We start from the raw sequence: 16,353 nt of genomic DNA, 5'->3' as shown, positions 1-16,353 counted from the left end.
ACCACGACTTAAACCACCTCTGCTACACGCTGCTCTAAACCCATGCCATAAAACATTGCGTCTGCCCATTGATGCGCATCTAATAAATAGCGCTCCTGACCTAAACACTCCATAGGTAAAACGCTATTACTGGTAGCAAACTGACAGGCCTTTAATGGTCCACCTTTTAAAGCCACGATATTGGGCAAACCGATCTGTTTGGCAAAGGGCTGCATAGCCTCATAATCAACATAGATATTTATCCACTCGTTTAGCAACTCACTAGGCTGCCACTGCCGAGCACTGACTGGATCACCTAATAATGGATCGTGAATCACAATCGAACAGGCTACTGGATCGAGCGTAATCAACAGCTCCACTGGAATGCCCCGTGCATTAAGCTGCCGTGTGACACTCATGACTCCATACCCTCCATAGGAATGCCCTATTAAGACGATTTTTTGCCCCACTTGATAGTGGGCTTGGAGGTATTGAATAAAGGTATGGACCTGATGAAAAGTGCCATAACCTAGCAATTGAGTAGCTGCATGAGCAGCGTAGTAGCGCTTAAAAACTTGATTCAGCAAGACTTTATGCCGACTATCCGCAGAGCCTCCCATAAACAGCACCAACGGGCGCAACGAATGAGAAGTAGTCGAGCTAGCACTCGGAGGGATAAATAAAGAGCGTCCATGTAGGCCCAATAAACGCCCTGCTGCATTTAACCAGCGCCCCCACCATACATGGCTACAGCCTTCTGGTAAGCAATGCAGTAGGCGTTTAGGCATTCTTATTAAATAGCAGCAATCCGTTCCATTGCCCCTTCCAGATTTTTCATACTGGTCGCAAAGGAGATACGAATATGATTATCCAAACCAAAGGCTGAACCCGGTACGACCGCTACACCGACTTTATCCAGTATATAGCTCGATAGTTCAGCGTCCGTTTTCATGGCTAAACGCTCCATCATGCCTTTTACATTCGGGAAGCTATAAAAAGTACCATCAGCAGGTAAACACTCTACCCCATTCATCGCATTAAAGGCTTTGCATACAAAGGCATGACGCTTTTCAAACTCAGCTACCATCATTTGCGTGAAACTCAAATCGCCATTGAGTGCCACGGTAGCGGCTACTTGAGAGATAGAGCAAGGATTAGAGGTGCTTTGTGATTGCACCGTATTCATCGCTGCTATTAAATCTTGTGGCCCTGCTGCATAACCAATGCGCCACCCAGTCATAGAGTACGCTTTAGACACTCCATTTAACACAATGGTGCGCTCGTATAAGTCGGGACACACATTCAGAATATTCACAAACGGTTTACCCGCAAATAACACATGCTCGTACATATCATCTGAGGCAATCAACACCTGTGGATGGCGGCGTAATACTTCACCCAGCGCTGCCAACTCAGTAGCGGTATAAGCCATACCGGTTGGATTGGAGGGGCTATTGATCACGAACATTTTAGTGCGTGGGGTAATCGCTGCCTCTAATTGCTCTGCTGAAAGTTTAAAGTGACTCTCTTGCCCTGCGGTAATAATGACGGGTACACCTTCAGCCAACAGCACCATATCAGGATAAGACACCCAGTAAGGTGCTGGAATAATAACCTCGTCACCCGCCTCTAAAAAGGCTTGGCACAGATTATAAAAACTTTGTTTACCACCAGAGGACACCAGTACTTGTTTCAGGGTATAACCTAAGCCATTGTCACGTTTAAATTTATCTAGCACGGCTTGTTTTAAAGTCGGAATACCATCGACTGCCGTATAGCGAGTTTGCCCTTTATTAATCGCTTCAATACCGGCTTGCTTAATATAATCAGGCGTATCGAAGTCGGGTTCGCCTGCGCCTAAGCCAATAATATCGCGCCCTTGTGCTTTGAGTTGCGCGGCTAATGCGGTGATCGCTAAGGTGGGTGAGGGTTTAACGCGCCCTACTCGTTGTGCTAATTGAATATTCAATTTCCTATTACAACCATTAACTATTAAGGTGGGAAAGCAATCAATGATATACTGTGATGTCCGCCCCTGACCCCAAGAGCGCTCACAAAGCGGCGGGCATTTTACTGCAACTAACGCCTAGTTATAAACGAAAAAGTGCATCCTATGTCAAAAGCCTTTACTTTAGCGACGCAATACGCCCCAGCAGGCGATCAACCGACCGCCATAGCCTCTTTAGTCGATGGACTCCATCAGGGTCTATTCCATCAGACGCTATTAGGGGTAACCGGTTCAGGTAAAACGTTCACTATGGCGAATGTGATTCAGACCACTCAACGTCCGGCTATCATTTTGGCACATAATAAAACCCTAGCCGCACAACTTTATGGGGAAATGAAAGCCTTTTTCCCGCAAAACTCCGTAGAGTACTTCGTATCCTATTACGATTACTATCAGCCTGAAGCCTATGTACCCTCTAAAGATGTGTATATCGAAAAAGATGCCGCCGTGAATGATCATATCGAGCAAATGCGCCTCGCCGCAACCCGCGCCTTGATGGAGCGCCCCGACTCCATCATTGTTGCAACTGTTTCAGCGATTTATGGTTTGGGTGATCCCGAATCGTATATGAAAATGCTCCTGCTTTTAGTGCGTGGCGATCAGATTGATCAGCGCACACTTTTAAGGCGCTTAGCCGAGATGCAATACACTCGCAATGACTTAGATTTACAACGCGGTACGTTTAGAGTACGCGGTGAGGTGATCGACATTCATCCCGCTGACTCGGATAAAGAAGCGATACGCATTGAGCTATTTGACAATGAAATTGAAACGCTAAGCTATTTTGATCCGCTCACGGGTGAGGTATTGCGTAAAGTACCGCGTGCTACGATTTATCCTAAAACCCACTATGTCACCCCGCGTGAAGTATTATTAGAAGCGGTCGAGCATATTAAAGCTGAGCTTAAAGAACGTCTGGAGGTATTACGCAATGAGAACCGACTGGTAGAAGCTCAACGCTTAGAGCAACGGACTACTTATGATATTGAAATGATTTTAGAAACAGGCTATTGCTCTGGGATTGAAAATTACTCGCGCTATTTATCCAAGCGTCCCGCCGGTTCCCCGCCCCCTTGTTTATTCGACTATGTGCCTAAAAATGCGATTATTTTTGTCGATGAATCACACGTCACTATTCCACAGTTTGGGGGGATGTATAAAGGTGACCGCTCGCGTAAAACCACATTAGTCGAATATGGTTTTCGTCTGCCTTCTGCGTTGGATAATCGCCCCTTACGCTTTGACGAATTTGAACAATTACTCACTCAAGTGATTCACGTATCAGCCACACCCAGCGCTTATGAACTGGAACATTCGGATAATATTGCTGAGCAAGTGGTGCGTCCCACTGGCTTAGTTGACCCTATCGTTGAAGTACGCCCGATTCTCTCGCAGGTGGATGATGTCATGTCAGAAATTACCCTAAGAGCGAAAAAGAATGAGCGCGTGCTAGTAACAACGTTGACTAAACGTATGGCAGAGGATTTAACTGAATACCTGATGGAACATGATATTCGAGTACGCTATTTACATTCGGATATTGATACGGTGGAGCGCGTGGAGATTATTCGTGACCTGCGTAAGGGTGAATTTGATGTGCTGATTGGCATTAATTTATTGCGTGAGGGCTTAGATATACCGGAAGTGACTTTAGTCGCTATTATGGATGCTGACAAAGAAGGTTTTTTACGTTCTGAGCGCTCATTGATTCAAACGATTGGGCGTGCCGCACGTAATGCTGAGGGCAAAGCGATTTTATATGCCGATAAAATCACCGACTCGATCAAAGCAGCTATGCGCGAAACCGAGCGTCGCCGTGCTAAACAAATTGCATATAACGCGGCACATGGTATTACGCCTACCACTATTCAAAAACGTATTGCGGATATTATGGAAGGGGCTTATGCCACTATTCATCGTAATAAGAAAGGCGAGAAGAAAGTGGCTGAAACGCACGCCGATTATCGTGCCTTATCACCGGAGCGTGCACTTAAACAGCTTAAAGTTTTAGAAGATAAAATGTTTGCCCATGCGCGGAATTTAGAGTTTGAGCAAGCTGCTAAAATGCGCGATGAAATTGCAGCATTACGCGCTCAAGTATTTGGTTTAGATTAGACTTATAAGTACTGGAGCCAAAAGTACCCTGCCTTTCCTCCGCAGACGCGGTAAATACATCCCTGTATGCTTCAAGGCGGCACTCCTGCCGCCAAGACTGCTCCATAAACACAGGATTACTTTTAGCTGGATATTGATGAGCACTTTTTCATTTAGTAGCTGACTGAATCACTTTCACTGGCATGACTAGCTGGCCATGCATTAATAATAGCATGAATTAAGGTCGCCAAAGGAATAGCAAAGAACACCCCCCAAATACCCCAAATCGCACCAAAAAATAATACAGCTATAATAATAGCGGCGGGATGTAAATTAACCATTTCTGAAAATAATAAGGGCACTAATAAATTACCATCTAAGAACTGAATAATCCCATAGGCTATTACCACATAAATAAAATCATTGGTATAACCCCATTGAAAGTAAGCCACCGCCACTACTGGAATAGTAACTACTACCGCACCCACAAAGGGAATCAATACCGACAATCCTACTAAGAAAGATAGGAGCATGGCGTATTGCAAGCCAAAAAATAAAAAGGTAATAAAGGTAATTACCCACACAATTAGTATTTCTAGAAACTTACCGCGTACATAGCCTGCAATTTTAGTATTTAACTCTTTCCATACCTTAGACACTAATGAACGATCTGCTGGTAAGAAATTACCAAACCACTGCAAGATAGTATTGCGATCTTTTAAGAAAAAAAATACTAATAACGGCACTACCACCATATAGACCATCAAAGCAATCAGATCAAATACTGAAGCAATCGAGAAACTTAATACTTGTTGTGAGGCTTGAGTAACATTAGTCCGAATAGAGTTCAATATTTCTAAGACTACTTGCTCGGAAATAATATTGGGGTATTTTTCAGGCAAGAGCATTAAAGCCTGTTGCCCTGTAGAGATCATATTAGGAACTGCTACCACAAACTGTGAAGCCTGCTTTAAGAGCATTGGAGCTAAAACAAAAAGCAATAAAGTCACCAACAACAGAAATAAACTAAATATAATGAATACGGCTATCATGCGTGGTATTTTTAATTGCCTTAGCCACTCCACGCCACCATCTAGTAAATAGGCTAATATAATAGCCGCTAAAATGGGCTTAAGAATATCACCCGTAAAAATAATAATACTGGAGCCAATTAACAACACTAAGGCTAATATAGCGACCTGAGGATTAGAAAAGTGTTGGTTATACCAATCATTAATAAGTTTAAGCACAGTATGCCTCAGCTTTAGCTATTTTTAAGTACCAATTGTTGATAAGTATTAGCAAATAATTGCTCTAGCTCATCAATCACTTCCGCAGCAGGACGACCTTGCATAATGTGTTCTGTCATGAGGGCTGAGGAGGCATGTAGTAATACATCGCTCTCTAACATAAAGTAACTAGCCTTAAGACGCTTAAGTGCCTTAACAACACTTTCTTGTTCGGGTCTACGTAATAGTTGAGGGGTGGGCAGAGTCTTATCAGGAGCAGGAGCTTGGCGACTCACTAAAAAGCTAGCAAAAGCCAACAAGGTGCTTTGCTGACTGTCCTCAAGAGATTGAAACAGATTTAATAGCTCTTGCTCTCTAGCTGAGAGCTTTTGGGATGCGAGTGAACCTAGTAACATGTATCTCAACTACTCAAAGAGAATAAAACTGCGCTTATTATCTTAGAACTGCTTACCCTTTGATAGTTTAGTTTGCATTTAATCTCATCTTACTCAGTACAACCATCCCTCAGCTAAGCTAAAGGAGGGTTGTTGACCAGATCTTCTTGTTGCGCTTTTTGACAATAATTACGGGCAAACTCTAGCAACTCTTCCATAGCAGGTACTTTGAACTTTTGACGCTGACGCACAAACGAAAAATCGCGTGCTAAAGGCGGGTCAAGTTTAACGGGTACTAAACTACCTAAGCGTAACTCTTTACTAATCGAGGCACTAGACACTATCGAGACCCCCATTCCAGCCTCAACGGCCCCTTTGACGGCTTCTGGACTCCCTAACTCTAAGCAACTACTGAGGGAGTGTTTATCAATACCTTGTGCACTCATATAGTCTAAGGTGACTTCACGCGTACCTGAGCCTTCTTCACGGCAAATAAAAGGATGTTTCAGAATATCTTTGGCAGATACCGAACTCTTGCCCGCTAATTCATGATGGGGCGGCACAATTAATACCAGCTCATCGTGACGGCACACTTCGACCAATAAGTTTTTATTAGAAACAGGTCCTTCAACCACACCGAGGTCAATGACATTATTTTCCACCATTGACACAATACCCTCGGTATTAGATACGCGTAGGCGTAATTTCACATCCGAGTTTTTAGATTTAAAATCACCTAATAATGCCGGTAGCATATACTCGGAAATCGTCGTGCTAGCACCGATGGTCAGTGAACCACTAATATCATCCGTCATTTCACGAATGGCATTTTCCATTTCGTTATAAAGCTCAAAAATCCTCTCCGCATATTCAAAAACTATTTGCCCCGCTTCGGTTAAAGTGACGCGATTATGGGTACGATCAAATAAACGGGTATCAAATTGATCCTCTAATTGACGAATTTGGAAAGTCACGGCAGGCTGTGTCATATGCAATACTTCAGCAGCCTTAGTGAAACTTAAGAGTCTTGCAACAGCATGAAAGACCTGTAACCTTCTATCTGACATAAAAAACAATTCTCCTTGTTGAGATTTTTAGCCAGCACGACACCACCCATCCTGATAACGCTTATGGTGCGACGTTACGGCTATCCGGTCATCCCTTACCGGATATAAACACTTGGTTTACGGATAAAACAACACATTAATAAACTCTTTCTATACAGCAACCTACCACTGAGAATAGGACATCTCAGTCAGTTATGCGTAGTGGATAGCAAAATTTTTGACAAAAGGCTTAAAATTAAACACTAATGCAAAAATCAGCTACTACTCTTTCAATTTATCTGAGGGGCTGGTTGGTTGGGGTTCAGTAGATTGATGCGGAATACGGGGATCATCATCATCCATTAAAATACGATGCGCTGGTCCCTCCAGATCATCATATTGACCACTTTTCACCGTATAAATAAAAGCGATTACGATCACAAACATGACTCCTATAGCAATAGGAATCAGCATATAAAGAGCATCCATAGTAGATCATTCTCTTTCATTAGGATTAGTGGTTTAGAATTAATGTATCATCTAATTTGAATTAATGAAACGTTGCTATTCAATTTTCTATATGAAAATTATCACAATTTATCACGCGCTAGATTATTAATTTTTAAGCCTTAGAGCATTGAGGACTACAATTAAGGAACTCATAGACATACCAATAGCTGCAAGCCAAGGAGCGACCCAACCTAGGGCTGCAATAGGAATAGCAATTAAATTATAGCCAATCGTCCACGCAAAATTTTGCTTAATAATGGTTTGCATACGTTTTGCGGTCGTAATCGCATAGGGAATGCGCTCCAGATGCTCACTTAATAACACCATATCCGCACTCGCTTGGGCTAATTGTGAACCACTACCCATCGCTAATGACACCTGAGCTGCGGCAAGAACCGGTGCATCATTCACACCATCACCGACCATCACCACAATTTCGCCCTGCTCTTGGAGCTGCTTTAAATACGCCAACTTATCGGCCGGCAATTGTGCACCTAGGGCTTGTTTAATACCCAATTGCTCAGCTACCTTGGTGACTACATGGGGATGATCACCGCTGAGTAAGGACACTTTAATACCTTGTTGGTGCAACGCTTGAACGGCTTGTTGAGCATCGGCACGGATATGATCTTGCAGGGAAAACTGGGCTAACCACATACCTTGTTGCCCTAGCCAAATAATGGATTGACTAGAATCGGTATGCGTATTAGGCGGTTCTAAGCCCACCAATTCAGCAACAAAATCCGTCGTTCCAATTCTAATCGTGGCATGATTCCACTGCCCTGCTAAACCACGTCCCGAATAGGCTTGAACGTTTTGTACGGCAGAAGGATTGGTTGCACTGACTAATAAGGCTTGAGCCATCGGATGCTCAGAAACACGCTCTAAACCTGCGGCTACATTTAAACAGTCCTCCACGTTTAACGTCCCTAGAGGCTGGGTGGCAGTTAATACCAAATGCCCTGTGGTCAAGGTTCCGGTTTTATCGAAAACAACATGCGTCACTTGTGCCAAGGTTTCTAAAGCATGACCACGAGTAGTAAGCACCCCTTGTGAGGTTAGTAAACCTGTGGCGGCTGTTAACGCGGCGGGGGTCGCCAAGGAAAAGGCACAAGGACAAGTAATCACCAATACCGATAAAGCAATCCAGAACGCTTCATTAGAACCCTGCATCTGCCAAGAACTAAAGACGGCTACCGCAGTGATCAGAATTAGCGGCACAAAGCGAGAAGCTACTTTTTCAGCTAACCGTGCTAATTGTGGCTTTTCCGATTGCGCTCGCTCTAAAAGACGAATAATAGCCGCGAGTACCGTACTGTCCCCGACTTTTTGTACCTGCATCACCAGTGGGCTTTCTAAATTAACCGTACCCCCTACTAATGTATCACCTATTTGCTTAGTAGTTGGTAAGCTTTCACCACTCAAAAGGGACTCATTAATACTACTAATCCCCTCTAACACTATGCCATCGGCTGGCACAATTTCGCCGGGCTTGATTAATACCTGATCATTAATCTCTAAAGCATTAACAGCCACCACTTGTTGTTCACCGTCACGTAAACGTATCGCCGTAGCGGGTAATAAGCGGACTAACTCTTCAGCGACTTGTCCTGCTTTATGTCGTGCCTGCATTTCTAAGAAACGCCCTGTCAACAAAAAGAAGGTAAACATCGTCACCGAATCAAAATACACTTCACCCGTATTGTAAAGCGTTGCCCACACACTAGCGCTAAAAGCAACGGCTATGGCAATAGATACCGGGACATCCATCCCGAAGCGTCCACGTCGCAAATCGCGCCACGCCGAGGTAAAAAACACCCCCGCAGAATAAAAGACTACTGGGATAGTCATGATTAGACTGATCCAGCGTAGAAAGCCACGCATGCCTTCAGTCATATCCGAGTAGGCTCCCACATACATCGCCACGGCAATCATCATCACCTGCATCATACCTAGCCCTGCCACAGCGACCCGTCGCAGGGCTATGGATTTTTCCTTCTTTTGCAGGGCTTGCATACGTCCGGGGTCAAAGGGATGAGCTAAATAGCCAATATCAGAAATGGCTTTGAGAATGGTGCTTAAGACCACACGGGAATTGTCCCAACGCAAGGTGGCGCGATGGGTAGAGTAATTAATTCTAAAATCTAATACACCGGGGAGGTGTTTGACATGATGTTCATTGAGCCACACGCAGGCAGCACAAACAATGCCCTCCATGATTAAAGCCGCCTCACGCTCCTCGCCTGCTTTAACCTGTACAAAGCTTTTTTGTAGCTCCGGCTCATCATAAATCTGTAATTGACGTAAAGCCTCCGGTACTAGCGCCTCTGGTTTAGTACTCACATCAGTACGAAACCGATAAAAATCGGTCAATCCATTAGCGACTATCGCCTCAGCGACTGCTTGGCAACCCATACAACAAAATTGACGCGTTTCCCCTAATACCTCTGCACTATAAATAGTACCTTCTGGAATCGGTAAACCACAGTGAAAGCATCCCGAATTTAAGAGGCTGGTTGAACCCACGTTGTGCCTTTCACTTCATGTAGCTGATTATTTTGTTGAATTTTAATCACCAGTTGCCATAAGCCCGGCTCTGGTAATTGTACTTGCGTGCCATACTGTCCGGGCGCTGTTTCTGCTAAATCTAGGGTTTGGTCTAGTTTTTGATTAGAGGGTCTAAGAAAAATAACTTGTGCTTGCCCTTGAGTGATAGGTTTACCTTCACGATCCACTAAGCTCACTTTAAAAGGAGTATCTTGCCCCACTATGGGTTTGGACTGCCAACCTTCGGTAAGCTTCCAGCCGCGATCATGTTGGGCTTTTAATTGATTGATATAGCTATTAAATTGGTCATATTTTTCTTTATAGTTATGTGAAACCACCCCCGGAAAGGTCGAAGTGGGAGCATTCCCAGAGCGAGGTTCCGGCAAAAAGCGCTGCATAAAACTCGTATCTGCACCCTTATTAGCTAGCGTAATGATCAGCGCATCCACACAAGCCAAAACTATAAAAAATCCTACAATAGTGGCAGGAACCCAATGGATACGCCATTTTTGCGCTGGAGTATCCATTGGGCGACCTTGCAACTTATCATAACGGCGTTGGGTGTCGCGCTGACTGGTAATCATCCCCAAGCCATAAGGAACCATAGTAAAAAAGGCAAAATGAATCGCAAAGACATCTAATCCGGGCCAATTCAGCGCCACTAGCGGGATATAAATAATTTCTACCGCTAAAATGGTTAATAAACTAGAGAGCTTACTACTGAGCTTTAACCCTAGATAAAACACAAAGAACAGCACAAAAGAAAGCCCCGTTCCTAGTGTTAATGTTAAAAGTAGACTTTGATTTTCCATGCCTGATTATCCAATACCTTAAGGCAACATAAAATGGGAAATAACCACTTCAGGTTGCTGCACTTCACCTTCAAGAGGCGTTAGTTTAAAGGTAAATTCCCGATTTTTGCTAATACTACCCGTGGTCGGGGGCATATAAATCACCTGTGCATAAAGACGCAGACTACTATCCGGTTTTACTACAATATCACTGACATTATTGCCCAAACTCAACTCAGCACCCTCTAAACCCTCTAATTCGAGCTTATAACGCGCGGGAGCCATCGCCTTATTATTAATTTTAACCTCATAACTATTGCGCACTCGTCCATCAGAGAGTGTTACAAAGAGTGGATTACGCACCTGCACAATGGATAACTCTAGCTGCTTAGTCGAGCTAATCATCCATACCAGATAAACCGATGCTAATAAGGTCGCAATACCATAGCCCACAGTCCGCAGTTTTAAGAATTGTGTTTTCTTACCACCCAATTCATTTTCTGACGTATAGCGTACTAGACCACGCGGCCAGCCTTGTTTATCCATAATGGAGTCACAAGCATCAATACATAGAGCGCAATGGATGCAGCTAATCTGTAAGCCATCTCGAATATCAATTCCGGTAGGACATACCTGCACACAATAACCACAATCAATACAATCACCATGTCCCTGTGCCACACGGTTGTCACGCTCACGCATATCTTTGATAGGTTTAATACGCCCTGTTGTACCCTCGCCGCGATTTTTGTCATAGGACACAATCAAGGTATCAATATCAAACATCACACTTTGAAAACGTGAATACGGACAAATGTGAATACAAACATATTCCTGCATCCAACCTGCGGCTAAATAGGTAGTGGTCATTAGAATAAATGCAGTTCCATAGGCAGCAGTAGGTGCTTGTCCGGTAAAGAATTGCGCCGTTAATTCAAAAGCATCACCCCAATAGAGCACAAAGGTTAAACCTGTCCAGAAGGAGAGCAATAACCATAGGGCATGAGTACCGCCTTTTTTAAGGACTTTTTCACCATTCCAAGGTTGTTTATCCAAACGAATACGCGCTACCCGATCCCCTTGAATTTTGCTTTCGATGAAACGGAAGGCGTCGACCCACAGCGTCTGAAAGCAGAAATAACCGCAGAATACCCGCCCTAGTAAGGTGGTCACAAAGAACAATAATACCGCAGCCAAGAATAATAAGGCGGTTAGCCAGAATACATCTTGGGCATGCATGACGAGATCAAACAGGTAGTAACGCCGCGCTGGAATATCGAATAAAATCAGTTGATCTGGACCGTAAGGTCGCTCCCAACGTAACCACGGTAGAATGAAAAACATGGCATAAGCAAAGATTAAAATGCCTGTTTTAAGGGTTCTAAAGCGCCCCTGTACACTACGGGGTTGTACTTTAGTATGGGGTTGAATAATTTGTTCATTACTCATGAAGACTCTTACGCTCCAAATGAAAAAAGTAGTGGCGTTGTTTAGTGAGCACCGTGACTACTTTGTGAAGAAGAAGGGGTATTTTAACATCTTCTAATATTACAAGTATGATAATTTCCAATACTGAAGAAATTATTTTGTCATGTAGCACCCAAAAACCTAGCCGCTTAGTGAAGCATAAGATGGACTATAAGCACTTTGATTAAACCCAATAAAACCATGAAAAATCTACTCTAAATCGCGCTAGCGCTTGACACCACCTCAAAATCCACGCTTAACGCCTCAAAATGTTTGCGTCCACAATGAATTTTTTCAGCCTCCCCAGCACGACCACCTTTGGCTTTAAAGGTATCGCCCTTCGTCTCACGAACAAGGTACAACTTCTCATCACCCTTCTTCACAATCGCCCAATCAGGGTTATATGTGCCAATGGGTGTTTCGATTTTGAACCAAGAGGGCAACTTTACAAACAGCTTAATATCTTCGCGCTCATCAAGAACTTCGGCAAATTTACGCTCTATCTCTGAATCATAAGGTATTGTTTCAAAAACGGATTTTTGTACACGAATACATTGCTCAAAGTATTCTTTGAGGTCATCGTCTTCAAACAGCCCCATACGATAATACGTTTCACCAACGGTGAGCTTTTCGTACTCAATGCCGTTAATCATCAACTTATGCAGCTCTTTTTTAATAATTGTGGCAACCTCATCCATAAACCGTTGCGGATTGATAGCAAACTCAGCAATGCGCCCACTTTGCTTAATAATCTCAACTAGCGTCCGTCTGGTGAGTTCGGTTTGTTTTTGTAGGTATGCCAACATATCCGGCAAGCTGCCTGTGTATTCAATGTTCACATCCTGATTGCGAATATTGGTTGTCGTGACACCTTTTACCTCAACACTCACACTATCCTCACGATAGACGACCTTTACCGCCTCAATCTTTGACATGATACGAATAGCATTTGCACAAACCTTAATCAAATCAGCGGTTTCATACTTCACGTTATAAGTGGTTTTGTACTTAATTTTTTCCCACAAAATCTCAAAATCAGGATCAAGAAAGACTTGTTTATTGAGCCGCATTCGCTTCGGTTCTTCATCCTTGCGAATGTGGCGTGATAGTTCATAGCTTTGTAAAACTTCTATCACTGCCGATTCTTGGGGAGCAAAATCAGCCGATAAGCCCAAGGTAAAGCCTTGTTTGCTAGGAGTGAACTTATCGGTAATTTTTCCGTTTTTATCCAAAATGCCACTTTTTACCAACTCAGCAAACACTTGCTGGGTTTGTTCGGTATCAAAGGCTTTTTCTTCACCCTCCACCATCGTGACAAGATTCTTAAAGGCGTGTACTGGCACTTTACCAAAGGTCACACCGCAATCTTCTTCGTATTCTTTTTGCAGACTCGCCGCAAAAGCATCATAACTTTCATTGGCGATAATGGTGAGCTTGTTAATGGTATCGTCAAAAACTCTCACACCGTCTTTATTGACGGGCAAGCGCAAACCACGCCCTATTTCTTGGCGTTTTTTGGTGACAGATTGCGTCTCATTGAGGGTACAAATTTGAAAAACGTTTGGATTATCCCAACCCTCACGCAAGGCAGAGTGCGAAAAGATAAACTTCAATGGGGTATCCATTGATAACAGCTTTTCTTTCTCCCTCATAATCAAGCTATAGGTATCATCGTCCGCTTGTGTACTGCCATTGGTGTCTTTAAGTACACCTTTTTTATCTGCTGAAAAATAGCCGTTATGCAGCGTTTCGACGGGATGCAGTCCTAAAGCCTTGTACTGAGGTAAAGCGATGAGCCTGTTATAATGATCTTCAAATTGCTGGGCAAATTTGCCTTTTTGCGCCTTGCCTTCTTCATCATAAATACGGTAGTTCGCTACTTTATCAATAAAAAACAAGCTCAAGACCTTAATGCCTTTATCTTTGAGTTGCAGTTCTTTATCAAGATGTTTACGAATAGTGCGCTCTATTTGAACGGAAGCAATATCCTCTTTAATCCCACCTTGCTCTTGACCGAGCATGATGCGCCCAGAGTTAAAATCAATATACGAGTTATCGGGTTCAGCACTAATTTCTAATACCTGAAAGCCTTCTTTATACATAAAGCGCTCATTGGATTTTAGGTACAAATCATCGTTTTGCTTAACCCAAATATCTTTTTCTTTTACCTCATTATTGCCTTGTACTTGAATGCGTACTTTTGCCCGAATACCCTTTTTATTATCCACTTCCAGCAGCTTGATATAAGCCGCATTTTGGGCATTTTCACCTTGTACGGAGGCAACCACAATCTGTTTCACCAAACGTAGCTCATAGGCTTTAACAGGATCGAGCTTATAAACAAGATTATAGGGATTTTTATGGGTGGCTGAAAAACGCAAAATACAGGCAGGATTGAGCGCTTTTATGGCTTCTTGTGCTTTTGGCGTGTTATCTACGCTTTGCGGCTCGTCAATAATGACCAAGGGCTGAGTGGCTTGAACAAACTCAATCGGCTTACGCCCTGATAGCGTGTCGCTCTCCTTAAAGATCACATTACTTTTTTTGGTATCTTCACTATCCGAAAAATCTTTACGGAAGGCATCAATGTTAATCACCATAATTTGCAAGATATTCTTACTGGCAAATTGGCGCAAACGACTGGCTTTTTTACTGTCGTAAACAAAATGCTCAAACTCGATATTGTTATACAGGCTTTTGAAGTGTTCAGCCGTCATTTCGAGATTTTTAAGTGTGCCCTCACGAATCGCTACGCTGGGCACAACAATGACAAACTTCTTAAAGCCATACTTTTGGCTTAATTCAAAAATGGTACGTAAATAAACGTAAGTTTTACCTGTACCTGTTTCCATTTCTACCGAAAAATTTAAGCCGTTTTTATCAAACTCAGCGCGACTGATTGGTTCAATATCGTTGTGCTCTTGAACACTCACAAGGTTTTTATAAATGTCGTCTGGATGCAAGGCAATATTATTACTGATTGCTCCCAACTCTACGGCAAACAAACTCAAGTTGTTACTCACTGACTGATTTTGGGCATTAATCGTTACGGTAAAATCGCCTTGATTCAGTGGTTGACCTTCAAACAATCCTGTAAAAGCAGCAACCGCTTGTTGTTGGTAGGCTTGGGAGCTATCAAACTTAATTTTCATAATGCGTTACTTTAGGTGTTCTTGCTGAATAAATTGGGTGAGTTCGGCTTCACTGGGTAAATGGATAAGGTATTGAGACACAAAAAGTTGTTGCGCCATACCTGTGGTAGCGTACTTAACTAATTGAGAGTCTTTACTAGCACATAAAATAATACCAATGGGCGGATTATCGCCCTCACTCATTTCATTTTCTTGGTAATAGTTGAGATATACATTCATTTGCCCAGCGTCCGCATGGTCAAACTCACCCAACTTTAAATCTACTAATACATGACACTTCAAAATACGATGGTAAAACACTAAGTCTATGCGATAGTGGGTGTTGCCAAAGGTGATCCTCTTTTGTCTTGCCTCAAAACAAAAACCTTTGCCCATTTCCAGTAAAAAGCTTTGCAAGTGATCAATAATCGCTTGCTCAAGATCAGATTCACTATATTCGGCTTTTTCGGATAAGCCTAAAAACTCCAGCATATACGGATTACGAAATACATCTTCAGCCGTTAAGCCTGTGCCTTGTGCGTGTTTTTGTACAACAGCCGCTTTGTCGGTACTTAGTCCTGTACGCTCAAACAACATACTATTCATAGCGCGTTGTAATTCGCGTACTGACCAATTGTTTTGTATAGCTTGGCTTTCGTAGAAAATGCGTTTGAGCGGTAAGTCGGCTTTGAGTAATTCGATGATATGCGAAAAACTCAAGCAATTTATGAGCGTATGAGGATGCGTTAGCAATTCAACAGGCGGTGTCTGTTGAATTGCTTTGCTGGTAGATAAGGCTATTTTATTTGATAGGTTCAACAATAGTTTTTCAGCAGGAAAGCCTATCATGGCAAATTGTTCTGTTACTGTCTGAATAATTTGCGGATAGGCTAGATAAAATTGCCGAAACGACCTCAAGTTAGACACGCTAAGTCCTTTGAAACCTTTGTTTTGTAGCGAGCTAGCCAATTTTGGCAATAGTTTTTCACCATATTCTGCTCTGTCTTGCCCTTGTTGCTCATACTCAACCAAATACGCACCAATCAGCCAATTGCGGAGAGTAAGTGCCACATTGACCTGTTTTTGTGCTTGTTGCTGAAAGTAGCGGCTAGTGTCAGCAATCCCAAGCACCAATGTATCAAAACTATTGCTCATA

12 protein-coding genes are annotated in these 16,353 nt (G+C 43.0%); 1 reads left to right on the top strand and 11 read right to left on the bottom strand.

Annotation, left to right across the window (positions count from 1 at the left end):
* Positions 1-8 precede the first annotated feature (8 nt).
* Entirely contained in the window at positions 9-767 is a 759-nt protein-coding gene (locus IPL34_RS09140) for a hypothetical protein (RefSeq protein ID WP_296840944.1), read from the bottom strand.
* A gap of 5 nt (positions 768-772) precedes the next feature.
* Positions 773-1,948: a pyridoxal phosphate-dependent aminotransferase gene (locus IPL34_RS09135; RefSeq protein WP_296840940.1), complete on the bottom strand. Its 1,176-nt coding sequence runs from the start codon at positions 1,946-1,948 to the stop codon at positions 773-775.
* Positions 1,949-2,092: 144 nt separating this feature from the next.
* On the opposite strand from IPL34_RS09135, the gene uvrB reads away from it, so the two are divergent.
* Complete coding sequence (uvrB, locus tag IPL34_RS09130; RefSeq protein ID WP_296840937.1) at positions 2,093-4,102, top strand: excinuclease ABC subunit UvrB; 2,010 nt, start codon at positions 2,093-2,095, stop codon at positions 4,100-4,102.
* Positions 4,103-4,254: 152 nt separating this feature from the next.
* On the opposite strand, the gene IPL34_RS09125 is transcribed toward uvrB, so the two are convergent.
* The 9 genes from IPL34_RS09125 to IPL34_RS09085 form a co-directional block, all read right to left on the bottom strand.
* Entirely contained in the window at positions 4,255-5,331 is a 1,077-nt protein-coding gene (locus IPL34_RS09125) for an AI-2E family transporter (RefSeq protein WP_296840934.1), read from the bottom strand.
* Positions 5,332-5,345: 14 nt separating this feature from the next.
* Positions 5,346-5,726 carry a Crp/Fnr family transcriptional regulator gene (locus tag IPL34_RS09120; RefSeq protein WP_296840932.1) on the bottom strand — a complete coding sequence of 127 codons (381 nt, stop codon included), beginning with the start codon at positions 5,724-5,726 and terminating at the stop codon, positions 5,346-5,348.
* Between the two features lie 113 nt (positions 5,727-5,839).
* Positions 5,840-6,772 (bottom strand): LysR family transcriptional regulator, encoded by a 933-nt coding sequence (locus IPL34_RS09115; protein WP_296840929.1) that lies wholly within the window; start codon positions 6,770-6,772, stop codon positions 5,840-5,842.
* Positions 6,773-7,033: 261 nt separating this feature from the next.
* Positions 7,034-7,240: a cbb3-type cytochrome oxidase assembly protein CcoS gene (gene ccoS, locus IPL34_RS09110; RefSeq protein ID WP_296840926.1), complete on the bottom strand. Its 207-nt coding sequence runs from the start codon at positions 7,238-7,240 to the stop codon at positions 7,034-7,036.
* A 126-nt stretch (positions 7,241-7,366) separates the two neighbouring features.
* Positions 7,367-9,787, bottom strand: coding sequence for a heavy metal translocating P-type ATPase (locus IPL34_RS09105; RefSeq protein WP_296840924.1), 2,421 nt, complete (start codon positions 9,785-9,787; stop codon positions 7,367-7,369).
* Positions 9,766-10,620 (bottom strand): FixH family protein, encoded by an 855-nt coding sequence (locus tag IPL34_RS09100; protein WP_296840922.1) that lies wholly within the window; start codon positions 10,618-10,620, stop codon positions 9,766-9,768. The genes IPL34_RS09105 and IPL34_RS09100 overlap by 22 nt, the downstream gene beginning before the upstream one ends.
* A gap of 18 nt (positions 10,621-10,638) precedes the next feature.
* Positions 10,639-12,048, bottom strand: coding sequence for a cytochrome c oxidase accessory protein CcoG (gene ccoG / locus IPL34_RS09095; RefSeq protein ID WP_296840920.1), 1,410 nt, complete (start codon positions 12,046-12,048; stop codon positions 10,639-10,641).
* A 233-nt stretch (positions 12,049-12,281) separates the two neighbouring features.
* Positions 12,282-15,218 carry a DEAD/DEAH box helicase family protein gene (locus tag IPL34_RS09090; RefSeq protein WP_296840918.1) on the bottom strand — a complete coding sequence of 979 codons (2,937 nt, stop codon included), beginning with the start codon at positions 15,216-15,218 and terminating at the stop codon, positions 12,282-12,284.
* Positions 15,219-15,224: 6 nt separating this feature from the next.
* Entirely contained in the window at positions 15,225-16,352 is a 1,128-nt protein-coding gene (locus tag IPL34_RS09085; protein ID WP_296840916.1) for a PDDEXK nuclease domain-containing protein, read from the bottom strand.
* Position 16,353 lies beyond the last annotated feature (1 nt).

It is taken from the genome of Thiofilum sp. (genome assembly GCF_016711335.1).
Taxonomy (GTDB): Bacteria; Pseudomonadota; Gammaproteobacteria; order Thiotrichales; family Thiotrichaceae; genus Thiofilum.
The sequence above is the reverse complement of the archived record's forward strand: the minus strand, read 5'-3'. Positions and strand labels throughout refer to the sequence as shown.

Excerpts from the sequence above, each read along its gene's own strand:
- IPL34_RS09100 (WP_296840922.1), bottom strand. The coding sequence starts at position 10,620 with ATGGAAAATCAAAGTCTACTTTTAACATTAACACTAGGAACGGGGCTT.
- IPL34_RS09140 (WP_296840944.1), bottom strand. The coding sequence starts at position 767 with ATGCCTAAACGCCTACTGCATTGCTTACCAGAAGGCTGTAGCCATGTA.
- IPL34_RS09120 (WP_296840932.1), bottom strand. The coding sequence starts at position 5,726 with ATGTTACTAGGTTCACTCGCATCCCAAAAGCTCTCAGCTAGAGAGCAA.
- IPL34_RS09085 (WP_296840916.1), bottom strand. The coding sequence starts at position 16,352 with ATGAGCAATAGTTTTGATACATTGGTGCTTGGGATTGCTGACACTAGC.
- IPL34_RS09115 (WP_296840929.1), bottom strand. The coding sequence starts at position 6,772 with ATGTCAGATAGAAGGTTACAGGTCTTTCATGCTGTTGCAAGACTCTTA.
- ccoG (WP_296840920.1), bottom strand. The coding sequence starts at position 12,048 with ATGAGTAATGAACAAATTATTCAACCCCATACTAAAGTACAACCCCGT.
- IPL34_RS09090 (WP_296840918.1), bottom strand. The coding sequence starts at position 15,218 with ATGAAAATTAAGTTTGATAGCTCCCAAGCCTACCAACAACAAGCGGTT.
- uvrB (WP_296840937.1), top strand. The coding sequence starts at position 2,093 with ATGTCAAAAGCCTTTACTTTAGCGACGCAATACGCCCCAGCAGGCGAT.
- ccoS (WP_296840926.1), bottom strand. The coding sequence starts at position 7,240 with ATGGATGCTCTTTATATGCTGATTCCTATTGCTATAGGAGTCATGTTT.